Raw genomic sequence first — 24,585 nt, forward strand, 5'->3', positions numbered from 1 at the left:
ACTAGAATATCGCCGGAGGAAAAAATATGAGTCGGTTTCAACTTGGTCTGTGTACGCTTCTTTTGTTTGTGCCCCTCGCTTTGCAAGCGCAAGCGGGAGAGTGGCAGCAATTATTCAACGGAAAAGATTTGACCGGGTGGAAGCACGTCGGCCCCGGCAGTCACCGGGTAGAAGACGGACTGATCAAGAGCGAAGGCGGCATGGGCCTGCTCTACTGGACGGGAGGCAAGTTAGGCAATTGCGTCATCCATGTGGAATACCGGATGCGTGACCACAACAGCAATTCTGGTGTCTTCATCCGCATTCCGCTCGAACCCCGCGAAGAATGGATGCCCGTGCACTACGGCTACGAAGTGCAAATCGACAACGAACCGGAGAAATCCAACGAAGACGACTATCACATTACCGGCACTCTCTATTCGTTGACCAAGCCGCTGGCCAAGCCCGGCAAGCCTGGTCCGGAGTGGAACACGATGGAGATCACTCTGGACGGCCCGCATACCGTTGTTGTGCTGAACGGTGTCAAAGTGACCGACTACAAGGAAGGCGATCCGGTCCCGGCTCGGAAGTTCCCCTTTGAGCCTCAACTTGGCCCGCGGCCTCTGGAAGGCTACATGGGATTGCAAAATCACAGCGACACCGACGTCGTGTTCTTCAAGTCAGTCGCCATCAAGAAATTGACAAAGTAGCAGCCTGACAACTCACGCCCCAGGAGGCTTCATGACGAACAAAGATTCTCTATCACGCCGCAAGTTCCTAGGACTTAGTGCCGCAGCCGCGGGTGTCTCGCTGGCTGCGAACGCGATCCTGCTTGAACCCGAACCTCTTTTCGCATCCACTCGTGCTGTTGCTGCCAGTGATCGGCTGCGCTTTGGAATCATCGGCATCGGCATGCAGGGATGCGGCCTGCTCGCCCAGTCCATTGAATTGCCCGGAATCGAGTGCGTGCGCGCCTGCGATCTTTACGATGGGCGCCACACATTAGCTCGCGAAATCACCGGCAAAGCCGATTTGCCGGCAACACGCCACTATCACGAACTGCTCGAAGACAAGAACATCGACTGCATCGTAGCTGCCGTTCCGGATCACTGGCACAAGCAAGTTGTGATCGACACTGTCTCTGCGGGAAAAGACATTTACTGCGAGAAGCCGATGTCGCACACCGCCGCCGAAGGCGTTGATATGGCGGAGGCCGCGAAGAAAAACAATCGCATCGTGCAGATTGGCTCGCAACGCGTCAGTTCGCTGATCTGCAAAAAGGCCAAGGAGATTGTCGATCAGGGCATGCTCGGCGACCTGATGATGGTCGAAGGTTGGCTCGGCCGCAACGATCCGACCGGCGCATGGGAATATCCGCCGCCCATGGATCTTTCACCGCAAAACCTGGACTGGGATACCTGGCAAGGCACGGTTCCAAAGCGGGCGTTCAATCCTGAAATCTTCGCGCGCTGGCGCTGCTGGAAAGAGTACGGAACCGGCGTCGCAGGCGATCTGCTCGTTCATCTGGTCAGCGGCATGATGTTCGTTCTCAACTGGAACAAGGCGCCGGAACGCGCGATGGCGATGGGTGGAATACTGCGCTGGAAAGACGGTCGCAATATGCCTGACGTCCATGCCAGCCTCTACCAGTACGGCGAAATTCCCGTCTACATGCGCTTGAGCCTGGGCACGGAAATGCCCGAGACCTACCGCTTCCAGGGTTCGAAAGGCATTCTGGAGATGGGCGAGTTCGGTCTCAGCTTTACTCCGCAAGCCGGCATCGACACCGCTCCCAGCTACTACGCTGGCGGCTTCCCGCATGCGATGCGCGATGCGTACGAGAAGAAGTGGCGCGCGGAGAACACTCCGAAACTCGGCCACGAACCGATGCCAGAGACGATCACCTACAAAGGACCAGACTACGACGACATGCACCCGCACCTTTGGAACTTCTTCGAAGCCGTGCGTTCCCGCAAGCCGGTCGTTGAAGATGCAGTCTTCGGTCATCACGCTGCTCTCGCCTGCCACATGGCTAACGAATCGTATATTCGTAAACAGGCCGTGACCTGGGACGAAGCCAGCAGAACGATAAAAGGCTAAGCTAAGCTGGAGGGCAGACGCTGTTTACAAGCGTCTGCCCTCCCAGTATCGTTGGTATAGCGCTCCCATCGTCGCTCACACCGTTAACCCTAATCACTCTTAGTTTATTCAATCGTCACCTGGACCTCCCCATCCATGATTGGCGCCGTTGATATCGGTGGCACGAAACTCTCGGTCGGCATCGTCGACGCGAATGGTGTCGTCCTGGCCAAGATGGACGCACCCACTGGCTCCGATTCCACCTATGCCGTTGGCCTTGAGCGTACTGCCAGCATGCTGCGCGAAACCGCAAAGCAAGCGGGCACGAATATTGCCGGCATCGGCATAGGATCAACCGGGCCCGTCGATCCGCTGACCGGAGAATATGGCGAAGTCGATTTCCTTCCGGATTGGCGGCACAAAAACCTGGTGAAGGATCTGGCCCAAGCCTTCGGCGTGCAGGTCGCCATCGAAAATGATGGCGATGCGGGTGCCCTGGGCGAAGCAGGATGGGGAGCGGGGAAGGGGCAGTCCCGCCTCATTTACGTCACAATCGGGACCGGGATCGGCGGGGGCATTGTCCTCGATGGCAAACTCTATCGCGGCGTCGATGGCGCGCACCCTGAAGTCGGCCATCAGGTAATTGATCCCTCGGGACCGCTGTGTTCCTGTGGCTTCCACGGATGTTGGGAAGCCCTTGCGGCGGGTCCAGCGATGGTCGCGTGGTTCCAGGCTACTGACGACAAGCGTCGGCAGAACATTAGCGGAAAACAAATCTGTGAACTGGCGCTCGCTGGGGATCCCTCCGCTCTCCGCGTTGTGCAACGCGAAGGCCACTATCTTGGACTGGGACTGGCTAATCTGATCAATCTATTTACCCCTGACATGATTGTCCTGGGAGGTAGCGTGGCCAAGTGTGCCATCCTGTTTCTCGAGGAGATTCGCCGAACTATCTGCCGGGGTTGCCGCTTTGTTCCCTATGAAAAGACAGTTCTTGCCCTCGCCTCACTTGGAGACGATGCGAACCTGATTGGAGCCGCCCGCGTCTGGCATCACAGGTTTGCGCAAGAAGTGTAGTATCCTCCCGAAGTTTGACGGCCAGATTTCCTATGACAAGAAACCGCACCATGGTCGCTCTGATCATGATCACGTTTTTCGTGATCTCACTGTTGACCAACATTCTCGGGCCGATCGTGCCCGACATCATTACCAGCTTCAGCCTGAGCCTGACCGCCGCTGCCTTTCTGGCATTCGCCTTCTTCATCGCGTTCGGAGTGATGTCCATCCCTGCCGGCTTCCTGATGGAGCGCTTCACCGAAAAACCAGTGATGATCTGTGCCTTTGCTGCCGCTCTCGCGGGATCGCTCAGCTTCGCTCTCTTTCCGCAGTATCGCGTGGCGATGGGTTCGTATTTTGTGATCGGCGCCAGCATGGCCGTGTTGCAGGTCGCCATCAATCCCGTACTGCGCGTCTCCGGGGGCGAAGAAAACTACGCTTTCTACTCATCGCTGGCACAATTTGTATTTGGCAGCGCTTCCTTTCTCAGCCCGTGGATCTATTCCTATCTGGTCGTGAACCTCACTCATCGTACTCCGGACCAGAATGCGTTCTTGCATCTACTAGGGCGACTCACGCCAGCTGAACTTCCCTGGGCTTCCATCTACTGGATCTTCGCCGCTGCCACGCTCGTAATGATGGCGGTTTTGGGTGCCTCAAAATTTCCAGAAGTCCAGCACACCGCGGAGGAACGCGCTGGATCCTTTGACATGTATCGCCACCTCATGCGCAAGAAAGTCGTCTGGATGTACTTCATCGCGATGCTGGCCTATGTGGGCTGCGAGCAGGGAACTGCTGACTGGATTTCAAAGTTCCTGTCGCAGTATCACGGCTTTGATCCGCACACGACCGGCGCCGCAGCCGTCTCCTGGTTCTGGGGGTTGATGACGGCAGGCTGTCTGGTAGGAATGTTGCTGCTCAAGATCTACGACAGCCGAAGAGTTCTAATCGGTATTTCCATCGGCGCGTTGTGCTGCCTGACGCTGGCATTGTTTGGACCCGCACGGATCTCCGTCATCGCTTTTCCATCCATAGGCCTGTTCGCGTCGGTCATGTGGCCGATTGTGATTTCGCTGGCGTTAAATTCCGTTGCTGAATACCACGGATCATTCGCTGGAATCCTCGGCACGGGGATGGGAATCGGCGGCGCCGTTGTCCCGCTCATTGTCGGGCGCATCGGAGATCACGTCGGCCTCCGCAGCGGCATGGCGTTTCTCTACTTCACCTTTGCCATTGTTCTCAGTGTCGGCTTTTGGGCCAACCCGCTCATCGCCAACGCCACGATTGATAGGAAGAAGGCAGCGCAAAATCCGTCGGAGTGACAACGCAGGGATCTGATACAAGTCAGAAATGAGAATGACAATCACAACTGGAAAATGGTTCGCAGCGATCGTTCTTGTCTCGGCGCTTAGCTGGGGCGCGGAGCCTGGCAAGGATTGGCCCGTGTATGGCGGTGGTTCCTCCGGCCAGCGTTACTCGCCGCTCACCCAAATCAATCGCTCGAACGTCGCGCGCCTGCGAGTCGCGTGGACATGGGACGCCGCCGAAGGGCGTGGAGACTCGCAGACCCAACCGATCGTCATCGACGGCATTCTGTATGGCGTCACTCCGAAACATCACGTGGTCGCGCTCGATGGTGCGTCCGGAAAATTGCTATGGAAGTTTGACTCCGGAGTGGAAGGTGACGGACCTAATCGCGGCCTGACGTTCTGGTCGGATGGAAAGACCAAGCGCATGTTTGCCGCAGTGCAAAGCTGGGTCTATGCGCTCGATCCCGCAACAGGTAAGCCGATCCCCACATTTGGGGTTGCAGGGCGAATCGACCTTCGAGAAGAATTGGGACGCGATCCCTCCAAGCAATCGATCGTACTCACGAGCCCCGGCATCGTTTTTAAAGACCTGCTGATCGTGGGCGGGCGCAATCCCGAGGCGCTCCCTTCGCCGCCCGGCGATATCCGTGCTTACGATGTGCGCACGGGGAAATTGCGCTGGAGTTTTCACACCATTCCGCATCCCGGCGAACTTGGATACGAAACGTGGCCGAAAGAGGCATGGACCTACTCGGGATCCGCTAATAATTGGACCGGTATGGCGCTCGATCAGGAGCGCGGCATCGTCTATGTGCCAACCGGATCGGCGGCCACCGATTTCTACGGTGCGGATCGCGTTGGCGACAACCTGTTCGCAAACACGCTGCTGGCGCTCGATGCCGCGACCGGAAAACGCATCTGGCACTATCAGGCTGTGAAGCACGACTTGTGGGATCGCGACTTTCCATCGCCGCCGACATTGGTCACGGTCGACCAAAATGGCAATCGCATCGACGCCCTAGCGCAGACCACGAAACACGGGTCGTTATTTCTATTTGATCGGCAGACTGGTGCACCGCTCTATCCGATGGAATCGCAATCCGCTCCGGCGAGTTCTACTCCCGGCGAGGTGGCGGCCAAGACCCAGGTGCTGCCTGCCAAGCCCGCTCCATTCGCGCGCCAATTGTTGAGCGAAGACATGCTGACCACGCGCACGCCGGAAGCGCATCAATGGGCGGTCGAGCGCTTTCGCACTCTGCACAGCGCTGGACAGTTCGTGCCGTTCCGCGTCGGCCAGGACACGGTCATCTTCCCCGGATTTGACGGCGGCGCCGAGTGGGGTGGATCTGCCTATGATCCCTCGACCGGGTTGTTGTATGTAAACGCCAACGATCTCCCGTGGACGTCGAGCCTTGTGGAGAATGAGGCTGGCAAGTCAGGACGGCAACTTTACCTTCGCAACTGTGCCAGTTGCCACGGCGATGATCGCACAGGCGCGCCTCCCCAATTGCCTTCACTCGTGAACATCGGACAGAAGCGAAGTGAAGAAGAGGTCGCGAAGATCGTCCGGGAAGGCTCTGGTCGAATGCCCGGATTTCCGTCATTACTTCCCGCAGACGTGAGCGCGCTCGTCGACTACGTCATAACGGGAAGGAGCAAGGAAATCGAAGTCGACGGAGATGTAGACCCGTCCGCAAAGTACCGGTTCACGGGATACCACAAGTTCCTCGATCCCGATGGCTACCCGGCAGTCGTCCCGCCATGGGGAACGCTGAATGCGATCAACGTCAACACCGGCGAATACGCATGGAAAATCCCCTTGGGAGAATATCCAGAGTTGGCTGCCAAGGGCGTCAAAGACACCGGGACAGAGAACTACGGCGGCCCCATCGTGACTGCGGGCGGCCTGGTCTTTATCGCAGCCACCAACTTCGATCGAAAATTTCGCGCCTTCGATAAGACCACCGGAAACTTGCTGTGGGAGACGACACTGCCGATGTCCGGCAACGCCACTCCGGTTACATACGAAGTAGACGGACGCCAGTTTGTAGTTGTGCACGCCACTGGCGGAAAAGGCCGACCCACGGATCCAAGCGGAGGGATGTACGTGGCATTTGCGTTAGGGGAAGAAGAACAGAAGTAGCGGTGGCGGGGGTAAGCGTTGGTATTTGGTAGCGCTACCGGGAATCGAACCCGGGTTTGAAGATTGAGAATCTTCCGTCCTAACCCCTAGACGATAGCGCCCCGGCCACGACAGAAGGTGATTATAACAAAGCTGGCCGGGCTCAGCCGTGGCCGCAGCCGCAATCCCCGCGCTTCATTTGTTCTGCGGCAAAGAGGATCGTCTCGGAAGTCCAATCCAGCCTGCAACTTGCCAAAACTCCACGATTTTTTGTTTCGCCCCTTGACAACTCCGGGGACGAAGATCAATATCTTTTAGGCGAATAAAAAGCGAAACTACAGCCTGCTCGAATCCGTTGTGTTCTCTGAAATTCTGAGGGTTTTATGTCTGCTTCTCCGGTGTTTTCATCGGCGGCGATGAGCCGCCCTTTTATTTTTCCGGCTCGTTCGAGCGCAGCGCTCCTGACAAAGCTGGAAGCGCTCCCCCGATTCGCAAATGCCATCACGCCGGCTTCGCGTCTGCATGTGCGTCCGGCGCCCGAGATGGTTTCCTGCGGGATTCGGGAACTGGATGCGTTGACCGGCGGCTTTCCGCGCGGTTGTCTGACGGAAATCTATGGACCAGCTTCTTCTGGCCGAACCAGCGTGCTCTTCGCTGCGCTCGCTTGTGCCACCCGGCGTGGAGAAGTCTGTGCGCTGGTGGATGCCAGCGATGCCATGAATCCAGCTTCGGCTGCAGCCGCCGGGGTGGCGATGGAACGGTTGCTCTGGGTGCGATGCAGGAAAACAGTTCCCAGTTTTCAGTTTCCAGTTGCTGGTTCGCTGCGGGATCGCAAATCCAAGACTTCCAATTCAGGTTTCAACAACCATCGGCGGGAGTGGGAATCTTCGTTGGAGCAGGTTCTGAAAGTGACCGACCTGCTTCTGCAAAGCAATGGATTCGGAATGATCGTACTTGATCTTTCGGATGTTCCGGCACACAGCGCGCGTCGAATCCCGCTTGCATCCTGGTTCCGTTATCGCCGAGCCGTCGAGCACACACCGACCGTGTTTCTCATCATGGAACAGCAGCCAATCGCCGGCAGCTGTTCGTCAATATTAATGAAGGTGACAGGCCGTAGATCACAGATCACTGGGAAGAAGCACGCAGCATTCTGCACGCCGCATATAGCGGGCCGACTGTCACATACCGAATTGCTCGACGAATTCGAAATCAATGCTGAACTCCTTCGTTCGCGCTTGGAACGCAAGCAGCCCAAATCCGTAATGAACTTTACAACCCGAGCCGCCTGGTCAGGTTAAAAGGATTAGTTAAAAGCTAAAAGCTAAAAGCTCTGCCTGACACCCGTGACCTAAGACCTGTGACCTGCTCCATGTTTGCCTGCCTCTTCATTCCGAATTTTCCCGCCGAAGCACTGATTCGCTCCGAACCAGAGCTTCGTGGAAAGCCCGTAGTCGTACTCGCCGGGTGGGCGCCACTCGAGAAAGTTGTGGCTCTGAACGAGAAAGCCCGTCAGTTGGACGTCGAAACCGGCGCTACAAAATCGCAGTTAGAAGCGTGGGAGAACCTCATGTTCCGCTCGCGTTCGGAACTGCAGGAAACATCCGCGCACGCCGCCTTGCTCGATTGTGCGCAGTCATTTTCCCCAGAAGTAGAAGATACCGCGCCCGACACCATACTTCTGAACCTTGCGGGACTGGAGCCGTTGTTCGGATCTTTGCCGAAAATTGCCTGTGAGTTGGCGCGTCGCAGTTCTTCCATGGGGCTGGAAGCAAATGTTGCTGTGGCCGCCAATCCCGATGCCGCCGTGCTGGCGGCCCGCGGTTTTCCTGGCGTGACGTTGATTCCGCAAGGACGCGAAGCAGAGCGTCTCGGTGAGTTGCCGGTCGATGTGCTCCTGGAAAGTTTTTCTTCCGACGCAAACGAGGCCGCGCGCTGGCTGGAGACGTTTGATCGCTGGGGCGTCCGCAATCTGCGTGCTCTCTCGGCTCTTCCCGAAGTGCCCGTCGCCGAACGGCTTGGACAACAGGGCATCCGTCTGTTGAAACTGGCGCGGGGCAGCGCTTCCCGCAATCTTTGCCTGTTTGAATGCGTACCTGTATTTCAAGAGGACATCGAACTCGAACATCCGATTGTGCTGCTTGAACCACTGGCATTTCTGTTGAATCGCATGCTGGAGCAGTTGTGTGCCCGTCTGGATGCGCGCGCGCTGGCCGTGCAGGAAATTCAGTTGCAATTGGAACTCGTGGACAAGGCAGAAGATTGCGATCCCGAAAACACCTCGACATTCACGCGCACTTTGCGTCTGCCTGTCCCGATGCTGGATGCGAAAGTGTTTCTCAAGCTCTTGCAACTGGACTTGCAATCGCACCCGCCGGGTGCGCCGATCCTGAAAATCCATCTCGCCGCCGAGCCTGCCCGTCCACGGCCGGCGCAGAGTGGACTGTTTCTTCCCGTATTTCCTGAGCCAGAAAAATTAGAACTGACACTGGCTCGCATTGCCGGGATCGTCGGGCAGGGAAGAGTAGGTGCAGCCGAATTACTGGACACGCATCGCGACGGGGCCTTTCAGATACAGCCCTTTGCTCCGGCTCAACCTGAAATCAGGAAATCGTCGAACAAAAAGAAGAAAGAAATGTTCATGCAAGAAAATGACGGCATTCGCCTCGAAGAGAGCAAGCAGGAAAACGCGCAGGAAAAAATGAGTGCTGTGATTGCCTTGCGCTTATTTCGTCCACCGCTGCGCGCCATCGTAAATGTGAGAAACGGCACGCCAATGCGCCTGAAATGCCTTCCTCCCCATGAAATCGCGGGTGAAATCGTCTGGACGGCCGGTCCCTGGCGCTCTTCCGGCGACTGGTATGAACAGGAAGGATGGTCCCGCGAAGAATGGGACATCGCCGTCCCCGCAGAAAACGAAATCATCCTGTACCGCTTGGTCGAAGACAAGTTGTCGCGGAACTGGTGGCTGGAAGGAATGTATGACTAAGGCGGTCACTAGTTTCTGGTTTCTAGTTGCCAGTCGCCGGAAGTTTACAGACTGGAAACCAGCAACTGGCAACTAGCAACAGGTTTGTGTACATTGAACTCCATTCCCGTTCCGCGTTCAGCTTTCTTGAAGGTGCCTCCGCTCCCGAGTCGCTGATGGAAGCCTGTTCTCGGCTGGGTATGCCGGCCATGGGCCTGCTGGATCGCGATGGAGTCTACGGCTCGCCGCGTTTTCATCTGGCCGCCCAGAAAGCAGGCATCAAAGCACACATCGGCGCGGAGGTGACATGGAATTCGTTTTCACCACACCCTGTCCTGAACGAAGCCGACGGACGTCTCCGTGGCGAATCCCGCCTTCCGTTGCTCGTAACATCTCGAGCCGGATATCAAAATCTCTGCCGACTCATCACTCGCATGAAGTTACGTGTCGGGCGAAAAGAAGGCGCCTGCGCCGACAGACTGGACCTCGCCGAGCACGCCGGTGGATTGATCTGCTTGACCGGCGGCGAGGAAGGTCCGCTCGCGGCAGCGTTACAACAAGGCCCACAGGCAGCATTGGAAATCGTTCAGCGGCTGGCAGAATTATTCGGCCAGAAAAATGTCTATGTCGAACTCCAGCGCCACGCTCATCGAGAGGAAGAATCTCGCAACCGCGTTGCCGTTCAAATCGCCCGGCAGTTGAATCTCCCGCTGCTCGCCACCAACGGTGTGAATTATGCCATCCCGCGCGCGCGCGAACTCGCCGACGCTTTTACCGCGCTCCGCCATCACCGCACGCTCGCCACCGCTGGACGCCTGCTCGCGCGAAATTCCGAACGTCACCTGAAGTCGCCGGCTGAAATGCAGGCTCTCTTTTCCGATTTCCCGGAGGCCATCGCCAACACGCAGGAGCTTTCCGAGCGTCTGGAGTTCACGCTCAACGATTTGGGATACGAATTCCCGCGTTATCCCGTCCCTGAAGGCGAGACGATGATGTCGTTTCTTCGCGAGCGCACTCGCGAAGGATTTCAGAGCCGGTACGGCCGCGCCACTCCCGACCTGAAAGCGCGCGCCCGACGCCAGATTGAGCGCGAACTTGCGTTAATGGAAAAACTTCATCTCGAAGGATATTTCCTGATCGTCTGGGACCTGATCCGCTTCTGCTGTCAGGAAAATATTCTCGTGCAGGGCCGCGGATCGGCCGCCAATAGCGCCGTCTGCTACTCGCTCGGCATTACTGCAGTCGATCCCATAGCGATGGAATTATTGTTTGAGCGCTTTCTTTCGGAAGAGCGCGGCGAGTGGCCCGACATCGATCTCGATCTACCCAGCGGTGACGAACGTGAGCGCGTTATCCAATATCTTTATCAACGTTACGGCCAGCGCGGCGCCGCCATGACCGCCAATGTCATTACCTATCGCAACCGCATGGCCGCACGCGAAATGGGCAAAGCGCTTGGCTTCGACGCCGACACGTTGAAGCGAATCTCCTCCGCGGTTGCTACCTGGGAGTTTCGCGACGAGCACGATGCCCTCGACCGCCGTCTCTGCGATGCCGGGCTCGATCTCAAGCATCCGCGCATCCGAAAATATTTCGAGTTGTGCCTCGCCGTGCAGGATCTCCCGCGCCACCTGGGACAGCATTCCGGCGGCATGGTCATCTGCCAGGGCCGCCTCGATTCCGTCGTTCCGCTGGAGCCTGCCTCCATGCCCAATCGCGTGGTTGTGCAATGGGACAAAGAAGATTGCGCCGACCTCGGTATCATCAAAGTCGATCTCCTCGGCCTCGGCATGATGGCCGTATTGAAGGACTCGATCGAACTCATCCGCCATCACAATAAAGAGGAAGTAGATCTGGCACATCTTCCGCCTGACGATCCCGCGGTCTATTCCACGCTACAAAAAGCCGATACGGTAGGAATGTTTCAAGTAGAAAGCCGGGCGCAGATGTCCTGCCTGCCGCGCTTGCGTCCGCAGCGGTTTTACGACATTGTCGTGCAGGTCGCGATCATTCGGCCCGGACCGATCGTGGGCAACATGGTCAACCCGTTTCTCAAGCGGCGTCAGGGCAGGGAAGCCGTCACCTATCCACACCCATCGCTCGAAAATGTATTGAGCCGCACTCTCGGGGTGCCGCTGTTTCAGGAGCAGTTGCTGCGCATGGCCATGATCACCGCAAACTTCACCGGGGGCGAAGCCGAAGAACTGCGCCGTGCCATGGGCTTCAAACGCTCGGAAGCGCGCATGAAGACCATCGAAGAAAAACTCCGGGCCGGCATGACGCAAAACGGAATCCGTGGGGAAACGCAGGAACAGATCATCCAGTCCATCACGTCATTCGCGCTCTATGGATTCCCCGAATCGCACGCCGCCAGCTTTGCCCTGATCGCCTACGCCAGCGCCTACTTGAAGTGTCACTACCTTGCCGCCTTTACAGCCGCTTTGCTGAACAATCAACCCATGGGTTTTTATTCTCCCGCCACGATCGTAAAAGACGCGCAGCGCCATGGACTCAAAATGCTGCCGATCGACGTGACACGATCGGACTGGAAATGCACGCTGGAGCATGCAGCACTCAGCACTCAGCAATCCGTCCGTCTGGGGTTGAATTATGCTCGTGGCCTGCGCGAGCCTGCGGGCCAGGCGCTAGTCCGGGAACGCAGCCTGCAACCGTTCGCTTCGATTCATGACCTCGCCTGTCGCGTTCCGGAATTGCGCCGCGCCGAATTAACCACGCTGGCGGAAATCGGCGCGCTGAATTCAGTGGCCGGTGGTCAGTGGTCAGTGGTTAGATCAAAACTTACCGCTAACCACCAACCACTAACCACTGGTTCTTTTCATCGCCGCGACGCGCTCTGGCAAGTCGAACGTGCCGTCCGCTGGTCGGGACCTTTGCTCGATGAACTCCCCGAATCTGATGCGCACTCTCCGCTTCAGATCATGAACCAAGAAGAGCGTTTAGTCGCAGATTTCAACGGGACTGGCCTGACTATCGGCCCGCATCCCATGCAATACCGCCGTGCCGAGATGAAGAAACTTGGAATTTATCGTGCCTCCGACCTCGCGCAGATCCCCAATGGACGCCGCTTGCGTGTAGGAGGCTGTGTCATCGCTCGCCAGCGTCCCGGCACCGCCAAAGGAATGATGTTCATGAGCCTGGAGGACGAGACTGGAATTGCCAACGCAATTATCGCTCCCGACCTGCTGCAAAAAAATCGCGTCCTACTAATTTCCGAACGCTTCCTGATGATCGAGGGAATATTGCAGAACCAGGACAACGTGATTCATATCAAGGCGGAAAAAGTGGCGTCTTTGAGCGTCACGCAAGCCGAAACCGCGTCCCACGATTTTCATTAGTTCGACGACGGTTTTTTTGCGTTGTGCCGCAGGGATCGGCCTTCGGCCAGGCCGTAGAGTTCCTCAGCGAGATTCTTGGCATGATCGCCGATCCGTTCCAAAGCCTGCGCAGTTAGGAGAATGTCGAAGTGCTTCGAGCCATCGCTGTTTTCCGCCAGATGCCGCTGAAACAGGGCATGGCAAATGCGGTCCACTTCCGGATCGGTTTGCAGGACGTCGCGCGCGTAACTCACCTCGCGCTTTTCAAATCCGTGATGTACCTGGTCGAGCATCCCATGCAGTAAGGTAGCCATCTCGATCAACTGCCTGGAATCCTCTGCCGGCAGTTTGTCGCGACGCGCCTGCAATTGCATGACGGCGCTGTACGAGAGATCCCCGATACGTTCCAGGTCCGTGATGAATTTCAGGCAAGCGAGCAACTGGCGCGCTTTCACCTCGTCGACACGCGTGATTGCATCGGGCAGAAGTTCGTCAATCTTACGTTCAATCTGGTCCAACTCTTTTTCACATTCCTTGATAGCGAGAAACGCCATGCGGGAATTGTCCGCAAGAAAATCGCGCACGTTGAAGACGGAGTCGCGGGCAATCCCACAGGCGCGCAATACCATCGCGGATAGTTCGTCGTCAGCAATCTCAGCAGGTGCGGCGGGCTTGGATCGCGTCGCAGGGCGAGAGGGCTTCGAATCCCCTTTCACTTTCTTTTTCGAGGATGTGCGGGTCTGTACCATGGGGAAACGAGCGCGAACGCCAGGCTAGAGTATAGGCCGGGAATATGAAAAGACTGTGAATGCTCTTCATTCCAAGCCACCGCGTCCTATTTTTTCTCTGCCGTGGCCGCTTTCGCCTCGGCCTGCTTCGCCTCCGGCTCCCGTCCCAGCCCTCGATAGGCGCGCGCCAGTAACCTGAAGCTGGCAGTATTCGCTGGATCACTCTTCGTCAATGCTTCCAGATCCGGCAATGCGCCTGCAAAATCAGACTGCTGAATCTGCGCTTCGGCCAATCCAAGTCGAGCGTCGACATTATTCGAATCGACCAGCGATGCGGCTTCAAACTGATCTTGCGCGTTCTTGGGGTCTTTCAGGTCGAGATACACGCGGCCCAGCAGCAAACGCGCGGGCATCTGGCTCGGGACCATCTTCAAACTGGCTTCCAACGCGTCGCGGGCTCCAGCGAAGTCGCCGGTCTTCTGCATCGCCTCTCCAAGTTCGAATGCCGCCGTCGAATCTTCCGGGCGCACTTCCCGCGCTTTTTTCAGATGAATCGCGGCCTTGGCGAAATCTCCTGCCGCCAGTTCGTTTTCGCCGAGTTGGCGCAGTGTGGTCGGCGACGTGGGATCAAGTGCCAGCGCTTTCTCCAGAAACCCCCGTGAGTCGGCAGAGCGATTGTCGTCAGACGCCAGCATGCTTCGGTGCAACAGATTCTGCACTTCAATCTTGTCTTTCGGATCGGGGAGTCCTGCGCCAGGTTTGGCCGCTTCGTCCACGCCAGCCTTTTGCTTCCACTTGGCCAACTCCGCTTGCATGCTCTTCAACGAATCGCCGCCAGCGGGATAGATATCCTTCATTTCCCCCGGATCGGATTTCAAGTCATACAGCTCCGGACGGGGCGCATCAATCAATTTCACATTTCCTGCGCGCAAAGCCTTCAACGGAGCCCAACCAAAACGCAGAGGATAATCGGTCTCCGCCAATAGATCGTGGCTGCCCGACGGTTGTTGGATGAGCGGAAGCATCGATTCGCCCGTCAACTCGGCAGGCGCGGCAATCTTGGTGAGCGAAAGAATGGTCGGGAGAATATCGGTACTCCGCACCTGCGAATCGACCACTACGCCGTGATGCGCGGAGCCGCCCAGCTTCAGGATCATCGGCACATGCAGCGTCGAGTCATAAAGGAAGAGCCCATGCGTCTCTTCTCCGTGGTCGCCAAGGCCCTCGCCATGATCGCCGACAACGATGATGACCGCATTCGGGTAGGCGCCGGTCTTCTTTAGAAAGGCGATAAAGTTTCCCAGGGCCGAGTCCGCATATGCGATTTCCCCGTCATAGGGGTTCTTATATTTCTCCGAAAAAGGCGGCGGTGGTTCATAAGGGTCGTGCGGATCGAACAAATGCACCCAAACAAATCTCTGGCCAGTGCGGTGTTTCTCGAGCCAGCCCTCGGCGTGCTTTACAACGTCCATCCCACGCCGTTCGACGCGACCAAAACGATCCTTACTTTCTGTCTTCGCGGGGAAGTTGTCATAGAAATCAAAGCCTTTGTCGAGGCCCGGAGCCAGCGAACTGCTGTCCAAAATTACGGTGCCAATAAATGCAGCCGTCTGATAGCCCTTCTTCTTCAGCAACTCGGCCCATGTAGCATGTTGCGGAGCGAGCGGCACTCCAAAATCGGTCACCCCATGTTGGCTTGGCAACAGGCCAGTCAGAATCGAAGTGTGCGCCGTGTTGGTAATCGGACTATGCGTGTACGCGTGCGCGAATCGAATGCCGTCGGCCGCAAGCGCGTCCAATGCCGGCGTTTCAATGTCCTTGTATCCATAGCAGCCGACGTGGTCAGCCCGCAGCGTATCGATTGTGATCAGAAACACGTCCGGAGCAGCGGGACGCGGTGCCGCCGCTTGTCCCCACGCAGGGGTCAGCAGCGCAAGCGCGCACAATACAAGGGCCAATCGCCTCATGAAAGCCAGCCTATCACAGTCTTTCAGGAAAACTGGGAGGGACGAATCCAAGTCGAGCCTTCTCTTATTTCCAGAATCATGCCAGGATTTTGCCATGCCGGCACTCATTGTGATTGTCCTCGTCATGCTAATTTCCATAGCGTCGATTTCCGACATTTCTATGAAGGTTGCTGTGAACAACCGGCTCCCTCCGGAGGAACGTTTTTCATGGTGGAACCGAGATGGCTGGAGAGTTGCGAAAAAATACAAGGAATTATTTCCGGATAGCTACTTGCCGGTAATCTCGCAGTGTAGTTTCGGACTGGTATTTGCCATCGGCTTGGTCTTACTCATCGTGAGTGTGACCGACACCAAATGACGCCCCAAGACTGAAGGCAGAGATTCGTGCCATGAGATAATCAGTCTTCAGCGATGCGCCTCCTTTTCCGGCGATTCTTCCTCCTTCTCACGGCGATGACTGCGCTGAGGGTTACCGCGCAAACGCCAGAGAAGTCTTCTCCCAACGTCGTCCTGATCACCATTGATACGCTTCGCGCCGACCATCTCGGCTGCTACGGCTACCAGCAAATCAAGACTCCCAACATCGATGGACTTGCTGCCGAAGGAGCGCTTTTCACGCGCGCATTCACGACCGTTCCCGTCACGCTCCCTTCGCATTCCGCGATGCTGACCGGCACTTATCCCATGCTCAGCGGCATGCACGATTTTGCCGCCAACAAACTCAGTTCGCAGCAGCCTACGCTGGCGACGGTGCTCAAGCAATCCGGATATGCGACCGGCGCGGTTATCGCCGCCGCTGTCCTCGACTCCAGATTTGGACTCAACCAGGGCTTCGATTTCTACTACGACCACTTTGACTTCAGCCGCCTGGAAGAAGCCAATCTCGATGAGATGGAACGCCCCGGCAACCTTGTCGCCGACCAGGCACTAGATTGGCTCAACAAGAATTCGCAAAAGAAGTTCTTTCTGTGGATGCACCTGTACGATCCGCATTTTCCCTATCGACCACCCGAGCCCTACGCTTCTGAGTACGCATCGCATCCGTATGACGGAGAGATCGCATTCGCCGACGAGCAGGTCGGACGCCTTCTCCGTTTCCTGAAAGACAAGGGCCTCTATCAGAACACTGTCATCGTCTTGAGCGGAGACCATGGTGAGAGCCTCGGCGAACACGGCGAAAAAACGCACGGTTTTTTCATCTACAACGCCACCATGCACGTCCCGCTCATGATTCGTCTCCCTGGAAAATCGGCAGCGATGAAAATTGACGCCCCTGTTTCGCTGGTCGACCTGATGCCAACCGTTCTATCGGTTGTCGGAGCGGAGATACCGTCGCAAGTACAGGGCCGCACCCTCCTCCCGGCAATCCATGGCGACAAGATAGACCGCGAGCGCAGTCTATACGGCGAGAGTTTCCTGCCGCGCATTCATTTCAATTGGAGCGAACTCCGCGGCACCGAGAACGTGAAGTACCACTTTATCGACGCACCGCGCCCTGAACTGTACGACCTCGCGAAAGACCCCGGCGAGCAGCACAATCTGCTTCCAGATAAGAAGGCTGTGGGCGAAGAAATGCGCGCGAAGCTAGCCGCACTCATCCGGGATTACAGTGCCGGAAAAGAGATGGCTGAGAAGACGCCTCTCGATCCCGCGCTGATGGAGCGCCTCAAGTCCCTCGGCTATGCGGGATTTTCCGGTGGCAGCGATCCTACGATTACCGATCGTAGCCTGCCCGACCCCAAAGACCGCATTGTCGCCTTCGAACTGATTTCCGATGCGATCGCGGACAGCCAGCACGGCCGCTATCCGTCGTCGATTGAGAAATTGAAGACAGTACTCAAGACCGATCCGCAATCGGTGCCGGCGCATTATCTGCAAGGCAAGAACTACTATCGCAGCAAGATGTTTCCAGAGGCGGTCGAGGAGTTACAAAAAGCCGTTCAACTGAGTCCTGACTATTCCCTCGCGGTATTTGATCTTGGCATGGCGCAAGCCCACGCTGGACAAATCGATCCCGCCATTGTGACCTTGCAACGCGCCCTGGCGCTCGACTCCACGAACTTTGAGGCCGCGTACAATCTGGGAGTGGCGTTCATTCAGAAGAGAGATTTGGAGTCTGCTGCCGAAGCATTTCGGAAGTCGCTTGCGGTCAATCCCGAGTTAGCTCGCAGCCATCGCGCGCTGGGTGAAACGTTGCTCTATCAGGACAAGCTCGACGAAGCACTCGTAGAATTACGTCGCGCAGTGGAGTTGGCGCCACAGGAACCGAGTGTTCACGAATCCTTGGCTAAAGCGCTGGCTGCCAAGGGACTCACTGCAGAAGCAGAACAGGAAATGCGTCGCGCCCACGCGCCGCCACAATAGATCCATGCGCCCGAGCTTCCCACAATTCCGCAGGTTGCTCGTTTCTCTTCAAGCAGGCGTGCTGCTAACTGCGTCGGCGGTGCATGGCCAGTCCAAAAAGCCCGTCCCGCCTACGAAAGCGCCGCTCAGGCCGAACGTCATCCTGATCACCATCGACACTCTGCGCGCGGATCATGTCTCCTGTTACGGCGCTCAGTCCGTCAAAACTCCAACACTCGATGGACTCGCGCATGACGGCATCGTCTTTGAACGCGCAATCTCGCAAGTGCCGCTGACGTGGCCGTCTCATGCAGTGATTCTTACTGGCACGTACCCATTTCAAAATGGAGTCCAGGATTTCACCGGACAGCCTCTTGCTCCCCACTTTCGCTCGGTTGCGCAGGCGTTCCAGCAGGCTGGCTATGCCACCGGAGCGGTAGTGAGCGCGTTTGTCCTTGATCGTAGTTGGGGCCTTGGTCGCGGTTTCGATCTCTACGACGACGCTTTTTCCGCGGAAACATTTCAGAAAAAAGATATCGGCCTGGTCGATCGCCGCGCTGAAGAGAGCGTGACCCATGCGATCGCCTGGCTGAAGAAGACTCCGCGACGTCCTTTCTTCTTGTGGCTGCACGTGTACGATCCACACAATCCCTACGATCCCCCCGAGCCCTACAGCAGCGAGTACAAAGGCCATTTGTACGACGGCGAAATCGCCTACGCTGACCACGAACTCGGCAAGCTGATCGCGTTCCTCAAGCAAAACAAGTTGTATGACTCGTCAGTAATCGTCGCCACCAGTGATCACGGTGAGTCGCTGGCGGAGCACGGCGAAGACGAGCACGGATTTTTCATTTACAACGCCACCGTACACGTCCCGCTCATTGTCAAACCCCAGGCTGGTAGCGGCATTCAGGTTGGACGCCGCGTGGAACCCGTGGAAACCGCCGCCATCGCGCCTTCGATGATGCGGCTGGCCGGTGTTAAGGATTCGATCGAAAAGCAGCTCCAGGCGAAGCCTCTGTTCGGACCCGACGGAGAAAAACACGAACCGGCGTACAGCGAAACGTTTTACCCGTTCAGTTCGTTTGGATGGAGCCCGCTGCACGCGCTGGAGTCCGAGCGCTTTCATTACATCGATGCTCCGCAGCCCGAATTGTATGATCTGGACGCCGATCCAGGAGAAACGCATAACATCGCTGATCAGCAGCCTGCGACCGTCGTAGTGTTGAAAGAGAAGTTACGGCAGCATCTGGCGCACAATCCATTTACTCAGCAGGCCTCGAATGCAGGAAGTCTGAGCCCGGATGCGCAGGAAAAACTGCGCGCTCTCGGCTACTTCGGATTCCGCGCTGCAATCTCGCCGGAGCAGATCAAAGCGGGCCTGGCCGATCCCAAAGAGAAGCTGTGGGAATTCAACGCCATCCTGAAAGCGCAAGACGCATTCCAACGCAACGATCCCGATCGCGCAGAAGCTCTTCTCGGCGACGTACAGGCGCGGGATCCAAAGATCTATGTGATTCCCTTCTTGCTCGGAGAGTCGGCATTGAGACGGCAAGACTGGGCGAAGGCGGCTGAACAGCTACAACAGTGCCTGGAACTCAATCCGAATTTCGATAACGCCATGACCGGACTTGCCCGGGCACTGGCGAAACTCGGCCGCGAGGACGATGCCAAAGCCTGGCTGAATAGAGCTTTGAAGAGCAATCCCCAAAATTACCGGGCCTGGTATCAGATTGGTTTGCTATCGGCGACAACGGATCTCCCGGCAGCCCAGTCTGCCTACGAAAAAGCGGTAGCTATCCAGCCAAATTTTTCCGCAGGCCAACGCGAACTCGGCATGTCGCTCTTCCAAAAAAAGGATTACGCCGCCGCCGCACCTCACTTGGAGAAAGCGATCGCCCTCGGTCTTGAAGATGCCCACCTGCACAACTTCCTGGGAATTTGCTACAACCGCACGAGCCAGTTGCAAAAAGCGATTCGAAGTTATGAGAGAGCGTTGAAACTGGACGCTAGTCTTGCGGACAGTCACCTGAATCTCGCATTCGCACTGAAACAGGTCGGGCGGGAGAATAAGGCTCGCGCTGAATACGATGCGGCCTGCCGGCTACAGCCAAGGTACTGCGAACTTATCCCGCAATCGCGGCCTTAACTACTGGCTGAACACTCCATGCGCATTGTCGAGGGAGCATTTCGGATCGGGTGCGGCAGTTGAAGCCGTCATGTGCCCGCTTCGCTGACTCTTCCACCATCCAAGCAGCGGTTTCAAACGTGCTTCATAGGGCTTGCGGCTCTTGTTGTCGAGAAACTCCATATTCTGATATTTCGTGTCGCGGGAAATGCTGATCGCGATGGTATGCGCATCTTCGATGACCAGGGGTGGCACACCTTGAGGTAGGCGCAGCTCTCGCAGTCCCTTGTCGTCGAGGATCGTGTTCAGTGCATTCCAGTCGCCTTCTGAGAGTTGGCTCTCATAAACCTTGCGATCTTTGTCTTTCCCCATTTTGCGGGTTGCCTTTTCGAAGTGAATTCGGCGGTCCGCAAACACCAGAGCACAGTATTGTTCCGAAGCCATTGTCCCGGCTTGCACTTCAGAAAGAAGAAGCCGAAGGAGAGAGGCACTAGCCGGCGGCTGATCCGAGGCTGCCGCTAGGCCTGCTCCCAGCACGAAACCAAGAATAATGTTGATTGGACGTCTCATCGTCTTACTCGATTCCTACGTTAATCGGTCTGCAGTATTGTGGCTTCGATTCCTTCAGTCCCGACTTATTCTTCTTTTCCATGCCTTCAAACCATTTCATCAGAGGACTGAGTGTTTTCTTGAAGGGTGCTTCGTTGTCTTGAAATGTGTCCATGCCGGTCGATGCCCCAGCGGTCATGGATCCATTGGAAGCTCCGGTTTTGATCCGGCGCTTCATGCTTGTGAAATGCTGTGTGGCTCCCGCACGATCGATCTGCAAATCCAGGCTCTCGATCTCACGCAACGCCGCTGTGTCCTCAGGAAGGTCTGGAATCTTAGGGGTGGTTATCTTTTTCAGTGCTTCGTCATCCAGGATCGTTTTGAGTTGCGTGAGTTCATCCGCTGATAGTGTTCCCTCAGCCGATTTAGTTTTCGGTTTGCCCACAGTCTGCTCGTCCCGTTTTTCGAGGACATACTTTCCGTTCCCGTAGACCACCAGGCAGGCAAGGGAGTTCGGATAGCTCCACACATCTCCCGGATTGCCATACGTCATCCCTTCCAAGCCTCGGGCATGTTTAGCACTGGAGCTGATGTCGAGGGCAGCTCGCGATCGCTGTAACGTCAGTAGTGCTGCTGAGGAATCCTGGCTTGCTGCAAACTCCGTCAACAACAGAGACATAAACAGCAAGAGCATGATTGGTTTCAAGGTAGGATAACTACTATTCATTTCCTTCCTCCTGCAGATACTTCCATGGGTTTTCATGATACAACGGAATTCGAGTTACATGCATACCCTTACTTTTCGCATACCATCCGCAACGAAACTGGCGCACTATGTGTTGTTGGCAAACCTTGGCCCCGTCTTAGTGGTTCCCTGGTACTCTGAGTCGTAAGACTTCCGCTTGCTCGCGTTGCGCATCGGATTCTTGTCCCAACTGCAAAAACGCATCTGCGAGAAACGCATGAGGCTCCGGAGAGTTGGGCTGGAGCATCGAGGCTTTGGTCAGGTAAGGCACAGCCTCCGCGGCATTTCCGGTGAGAGCCAGAGCTCGACCCAGCAGCAGGTGAGCGCCATAGTGATTCGGGCGCACCTGAATCACTTGCTTGTATTCCCGGATCGCATCCGGCATGCGCTCAAGTCGAGCGTAAGTGGTAGCTAGGGAGAAACGCGCTTCGCCCCAATCCGGCAATCGGGCGATCACGGTTTCGTATTCCACTGCAGCCCCGGCAAAGTCCCCGGTTTCAAATAATGCCGATCCCAGTTGGTAGCGCGGAACGGTGAGATCCGGGCGTAGCTCCGCCGCCTTCCGTAAGACCGGAATCGCCTTCTTGTAGTTCCCGACGATTGACAATGCTGTCCCCAGCTTCAGATAAGCAATGGGGATATCCGATTGTTTGGCTATGGCATCTTCCAGCAGCGGGATCGAGTCAGCAAATTGCGAGTTCTCCTCAAGCAATTCCGCGCGATGCAGCAAGTTCACAATCTCGATTTTGTCTTTGGGATCGGCAGCCGTGTCCTTTACACCGGGCAGTGTAGGCGAACCGGCAGTCGATGCCACATATCCGAGCGCTCCCAGTTTTTCCTGTAGATCAGCGTCCATTCGAGTGGGGGGCGCTACGCGCGATCCCACTGTCCTTTGGCGAAACGCCTCGATCTGACCAGAGAGGGTCTGGAGCACCGCGGACGAAGTGTTCGACACATCGTGCAGCGCCTGCGGATCTGCTGATTGGTCGTAAAGTTCCTTGCGTGGTGCGTCAATGATCAGAAATTTTCCCGTGCGCAACGCCCGCAAGGAACTCCATCCGAATGTGCGATGGGAATAGTCGCTCTCCGCGTACGCCGGTCGATCCGACGCTGCGCCCGCAGCCGTTCGATTCGGTGTGAGCCCAATCAGCGGGACCAGAGACTCCCCCTGCACTTCCTTTGGAACCGGCGATCCTGCAACTCGCAGAATCGTCGGCAGCACATCCACTAACCCGACGCGGTCATTGACGCGCCCGCCGGCAGAGCGTTCCGCAGGCAACTTGAACAGCAATGGCACATGAATGGTTTCGTCATAGAGAAAAACTCCATGTGTGCTTTCTCCGTGCTCGCCTAATGCTTCTCCGTGATCGGCCATAACTGCAATCAAGGAATTTTCGTAAAGACCTCGCACGCGCAGCTGACTCAGTAGTTTGCCGACCGCCGAGTCCGCATAAGCAATCTCGCCGTCGTAGGGCGCGGAGGCATAGCGGGTCTTGAAGGGTTCCGGCGGATCGTAGGGATCATGGGCGTCGTAAAGGTGCACCCACAGGAAGAACGGTCCGCGAGGGTGCTGGTCCAGCCAGGCCAGTGCATGCGCCACCACTTCATCCCCGCGCCGCTCAATGGCTTGGTAGCGGTTCTCTCCCGGTCGCCGCCTGTGAAAGCCTGCATCGAAAGTCTCAAACCCACGGTCGAAGCCGGGAGCCGACTTTGCACCCGGATCGAGAATCAGGGAACCAATAAATGCAGCAGTGCGATATCCACGCGCTCGCAGGAGGTCGGGCGCATAAGGCAGGTCGGCCGCCAGCGGCACGCCAAAATCATTGACTTTGTGGAACTGTGGATAGGTCCCCGTAAGGATGGTGGCGTGTGATGCCGTTGTCAATGGGACCTGCGAATACGCGCGGGTGAATACGACGGACTGACGCGCCAGCGTATCCAGGTTTGGTGTGAGTCCGCGTGACGATCCCATGAATCCCATACGATCCACGCGCACAGTGTCCAGAGTAATCAGAACGACGTTGGGAGGCGCGGCCGGAGCCTTCACCGTTCCAGCCGCCGCGTTTGCCACCAGCCAGAAGACGCACAGCCACCGGCGGATCAAGGACATAAGAGTAAGGAAAGTTTAGCACCGGTGGATTCGCACCCGGATGAAAGCTGGCGAATGCATGTCGGCGTAGCAACTGCAGACATGGACGCAAGCTTACGTTCACGGATCATTGCGCACTACCTGATTCCTCTCCCCGCAATCTCTTGAGGAGGTCGCGCGCTTGCGGTGCAAACGGAGTGTCAGGGAAAGATTTGACATAGGCTTCGAGCTCCGCGATCGCATCAGGCGTTCGTTTTTGTTGCAGGTACAGATTCACCAGTTGCAGCGACGCCTGCGACATCTTTGGATCGTACTGCAGCGCGGTTCGCAGGCTTTTTTCGGCTAGTTCGGGACGGTTGGTGTGCGAGTACAGCGACCCCTGTAGAAACTGGCCGAATGCGGAATTGGGCTCACGCTTCAATCCTTCTTCAATTTCTGTACTGGCCTGATCGTAGCGCTTGGTTAACAACAGCAGATTTGCCAGATTGAAGTGCGCCTGCGAGTCGTTTTGATTTGCTTTCAGTGCCGCTGCAAACTCGCTCTCTGCTTCCCCGAATTTCTGAAGGCTCAAATAGGCGGACCCGAGGTGATTGTGCGCCGGAGAAAAGTCCGGAGAATAGCGAATCGCCTTCTCATAGTGCAGGATTGCCTCATTGGTCTTCCCCTTCTTCTCAGCTTCCACACCTTGGTCAAACTCCTTCAGGGTCTTCTTGGGAAAGCGCTGGTAATACTCGGCGGGATCGATCAGATATGGATTGCTTCCCGCTACCCGGCTGGCAGGATCGTCTTTTTTCTTTGACAGACGCGGCACCAGCATGAGTTGAACAATGTTCAAGGTTGAAATTTCGGGGTTTACGTTCACATTGTCGCCGACTGGAACATATGCGTCATCGTCCACTGAAACCCGATATTCGTTCGCAACGAGACTGGTAAAGCTGAATCGGCCCTGATCGTCACAGTACATGCTTTGGACGGGCGATCCGCGGAATCCCAGCGTGATCAGAACCGGAACGAAAGGAAAGTCGCCTTTCGATACCCTGACTTGGCCCACGATAGCTCCGAATTTCGCTGATCGTTGAGCCTGCAGCGGCGCCGTGCAGAAAACTACGCACAACGCGGCGACGGAGAGCAAGAGGACGGACCGGTCAATGATCATGGGACAAGACCCTGCGAATGAATGTTACCGC

General features: G+C 56.6%; 17 protein-coding genes and 1 tRNA gene. 11 read left to right on the forward strand and 7 right to left on the reverse strand.

The annotated features are described in order from the left end of the window. The first annotated feature begins 26 nt into the window (after positions 1-26). The 5 genes from HY010_03665 to HY010_03685 all read left to right on the forward strand — a co-directional run bounded on the left by HY010_03665 (position 27) and on the right by HY010_03685 (position 6,567). Positions 27-689 carry a DUF1080 domain-containing protein gene (locus HY010_03665; GenBank protein MBI3474803.1) on the forward strand — a complete coding sequence of 221 codons (663 nt, stop codon included), beginning with the start codon at positions 27-29 and terminating at the stop codon, positions 687-689. Positions 690-720: 31 nt separating this feature from the next. Then, positions 721-2,079, forward strand: a complete 1,359-nt coding sequence (locus tag HY010_03670) for a Gfo/Idh/MocA family oxidoreductase (GenBank protein ID MBI3474804.1) — start codon at positions 721-723, stop codon at positions 2,077-2,079. Between the two features lie 135 nt (positions 2,080-2,214). Next, the gene (locus HY010_03675; GenBank protein ID MBI3474805.1) at positions 2,215-3,135 is read left to right on the forward strand and encodes an ROK family protein; all 921 of its coding nucleotides are present in this window, start codon (positions 2,215-2,217) and stop codon (positions 3,133-3,135) included. A gap of 32 nt (positions 3,136-3,167) precedes the next feature. After that, positions 3,168-4,436, forward strand: a complete 1,269-nt coding sequence (locus tag HY010_03680) for an MFS transporter (protein ID MBI3474806.1) — start codon at positions 3,168-3,170, stop codon at positions 4,434-4,436. Between the two features lie 34 nt (positions 4,437-4,470). Then, on the forward strand, positions 4,471-6,567 hold the full coding sequence (locus HY010_03685) for a PQQ-binding-like beta-propeller repeat protein (GenBank protein MBI3474807.1): 2,097 nt from the start codon (positions 4,471-4,473) through the stop codon (positions 6,565-6,567). Positions 6,568-6,593: 26 nt separating this feature from the next. Here HY010_03685 and HY010_03690 read toward each other — a convergent pair. Then, positions 6,594-6,668 (reverse strand) — tRNA-Glu (locus tag HY010_03690). 261 nt (positions 6,669-6,929) lie between these two features. Between HY010_03690 and HY010_03695 the strand changes: the two genes are divergently transcribed. The 3 genes from HY010_03695 (at position 6,930) to HY010_03705 (ending at position 12,870) form a co-directional block, all read left to right on the forward strand. Further along, positions 6,930-7,847 carry a hypothetical protein gene (locus tag HY010_03695; protein MBI3474808.1) on the forward strand — a complete coding sequence of 306 codons (918 nt, stop codon included), beginning with the start codon at positions 6,930-6,932 and terminating at the stop codon, positions 7,845-7,847. A gap of 71 nt (positions 7,848-7,918) precedes the next feature. Further along, positions 7,919-9,535: a DNA polymerase Y family protein gene (locus tag HY010_03700; protein MBI3474809.1), complete on the forward strand. Its 1,617-nt coding sequence runs from the start codon at positions 7,919-7,921 to the stop codon at positions 9,533-9,535. A gap of 65 nt (positions 9,536-9,600) precedes the next feature. Beyond that, positions 9,601-12,870, forward strand: coding sequence for an error-prone DNA polymerase (locus HY010_03705; GenBank protein ID MBI3474810.1), 3,270 nt, complete (start codon positions 9,601-9,603; stop codon positions 12,868-12,870). Here the strand turns inward: HY010_03705 and HY010_03710 are convergent. Together HY010_03710 and HY010_03715 are read right to left on the reverse strand one after the other, a co-directional pair. Then, the gene (locus tag HY010_03710) at positions 12,867-13,565 is read right to left on the reverse strand and encodes a hypothetical protein (GenBank protein ID MBI3474811.1); all 699 of its coding nucleotides are present in this window, start codon (positions 13,563-13,565) and stop codon (positions 12,867-12,869) included. The genes HY010_03705 and HY010_03710 overlap by 4 nt on opposite strands. A 119-nt stretch (positions 13,566-13,684) precedes the next feature. After that, positions 13,685-15,544, reverse strand: coding sequence for a sulfatase-like hydrolase/transferase (locus HY010_03715; GenBank protein MBI3474812.1), 1,860 nt, complete (start codon positions 15,542-15,544; stop codon positions 13,685-13,687). Between the two features lie 94 nt (positions 15,545-15,638). On the opposite strand from HY010_03715, the gene HY010_03720 reads away from it, so the two are divergent. Genes HY010_03720 through HY010_03730 form a run of 3 tightly spaced genes read left to right on the forward strand, consistent with a single transcriptional unit; the run spans position 15,639 to position 20,036 of the window. Further along, on the forward strand, positions 15,639-15,902 hold the full coding sequence (locus tag HY010_03720; GenBank protein MBI3474813.1) for a hypothetical protein: 264 nt from the start codon (positions 15,639-15,641) through the stop codon (positions 15,900-15,902). Positions 15,903-15,955: 53 nt separating this feature from the next. Next, a complete protein-coding gene (locus HY010_03725) occupies positions 15,956-17,908 on the forward strand; it encodes a sulfatase-like hydrolase/transferase (protein ID MBI3474814.1) in 1,953 nt (650 codons plus the stop codon). A gap of 4 nt (positions 17,909-17,912) precedes the next feature. Next, positions 17,913-20,036 carry a sulfatase-like hydrolase/transferase gene (locus tag HY010_03730; GenBank protein ID MBI3474815.1) on the forward strand — a complete coding sequence of 708 codons (2,124 nt, stop codon included), beginning with the start codon at positions 17,913-17,915 and terminating at the stop codon, positions 20,034-20,036. Here HY010_03730 and HY010_03735 read toward each other — a convergent pair whose 3' ends face one another. From HY010_03735 to HY010_03750, 4 genes are all read right to left on the reverse strand, one after another. Continuing rightward, positions 20,037-20,585 (reverse strand): hypothetical protein, encoded by a 549-nt coding sequence (locus tag HY010_03735; GenBank protein MBI3474816.1) that lies wholly within the window; start codon positions 20,583-20,585, stop codon positions 20,037-20,039. It lies immediately after the preceding gene. A 4-nt stretch (positions 20,586-20,589) separates the two neighbouring features. Next, positions 20,590-21,291, reverse strand: a complete 702-nt coding sequence (locus HY010_03740; GenBank protein ID MBI3474817.1) for a hypothetical protein — start codon at positions 21,289-21,291, stop codon at positions 20,590-20,592. Between the two features lie 136 nt (positions 21,292-21,427). Next, positions 21,428-23,419 (reverse strand): sulfatase-like hydrolase/transferase, encoded by a 1,992-nt coding sequence (locus HY010_03745; GenBank protein MBI3474818.1) that lies wholly within the window; start codon positions 23,417-23,419, stop codon positions 21,428-21,430. A 106-nt stretch (positions 23,420-23,525) separates the two neighbouring features. Further along, complete coding sequence (locus tag HY010_03750) at positions 23,526-24,449, reverse strand: tetratricopeptide repeat protein (GenBank protein MBI3474819.1); 924 nt, start codon at positions 24,447-24,449, stop codon at positions 23,526-23,528. Between the last annotated feature and the right edge of the window lie 136 nt (positions 24,450-24,585).

It is taken from the genome of Acidobacteriota bacterium (assembly GCA_016196065.1).
Taxonomy (GTDB): Bacteria; Acidobacteriota; Terriglobia; order Terriglobales; family Acidobacteriaceae; genus Acidiflorens.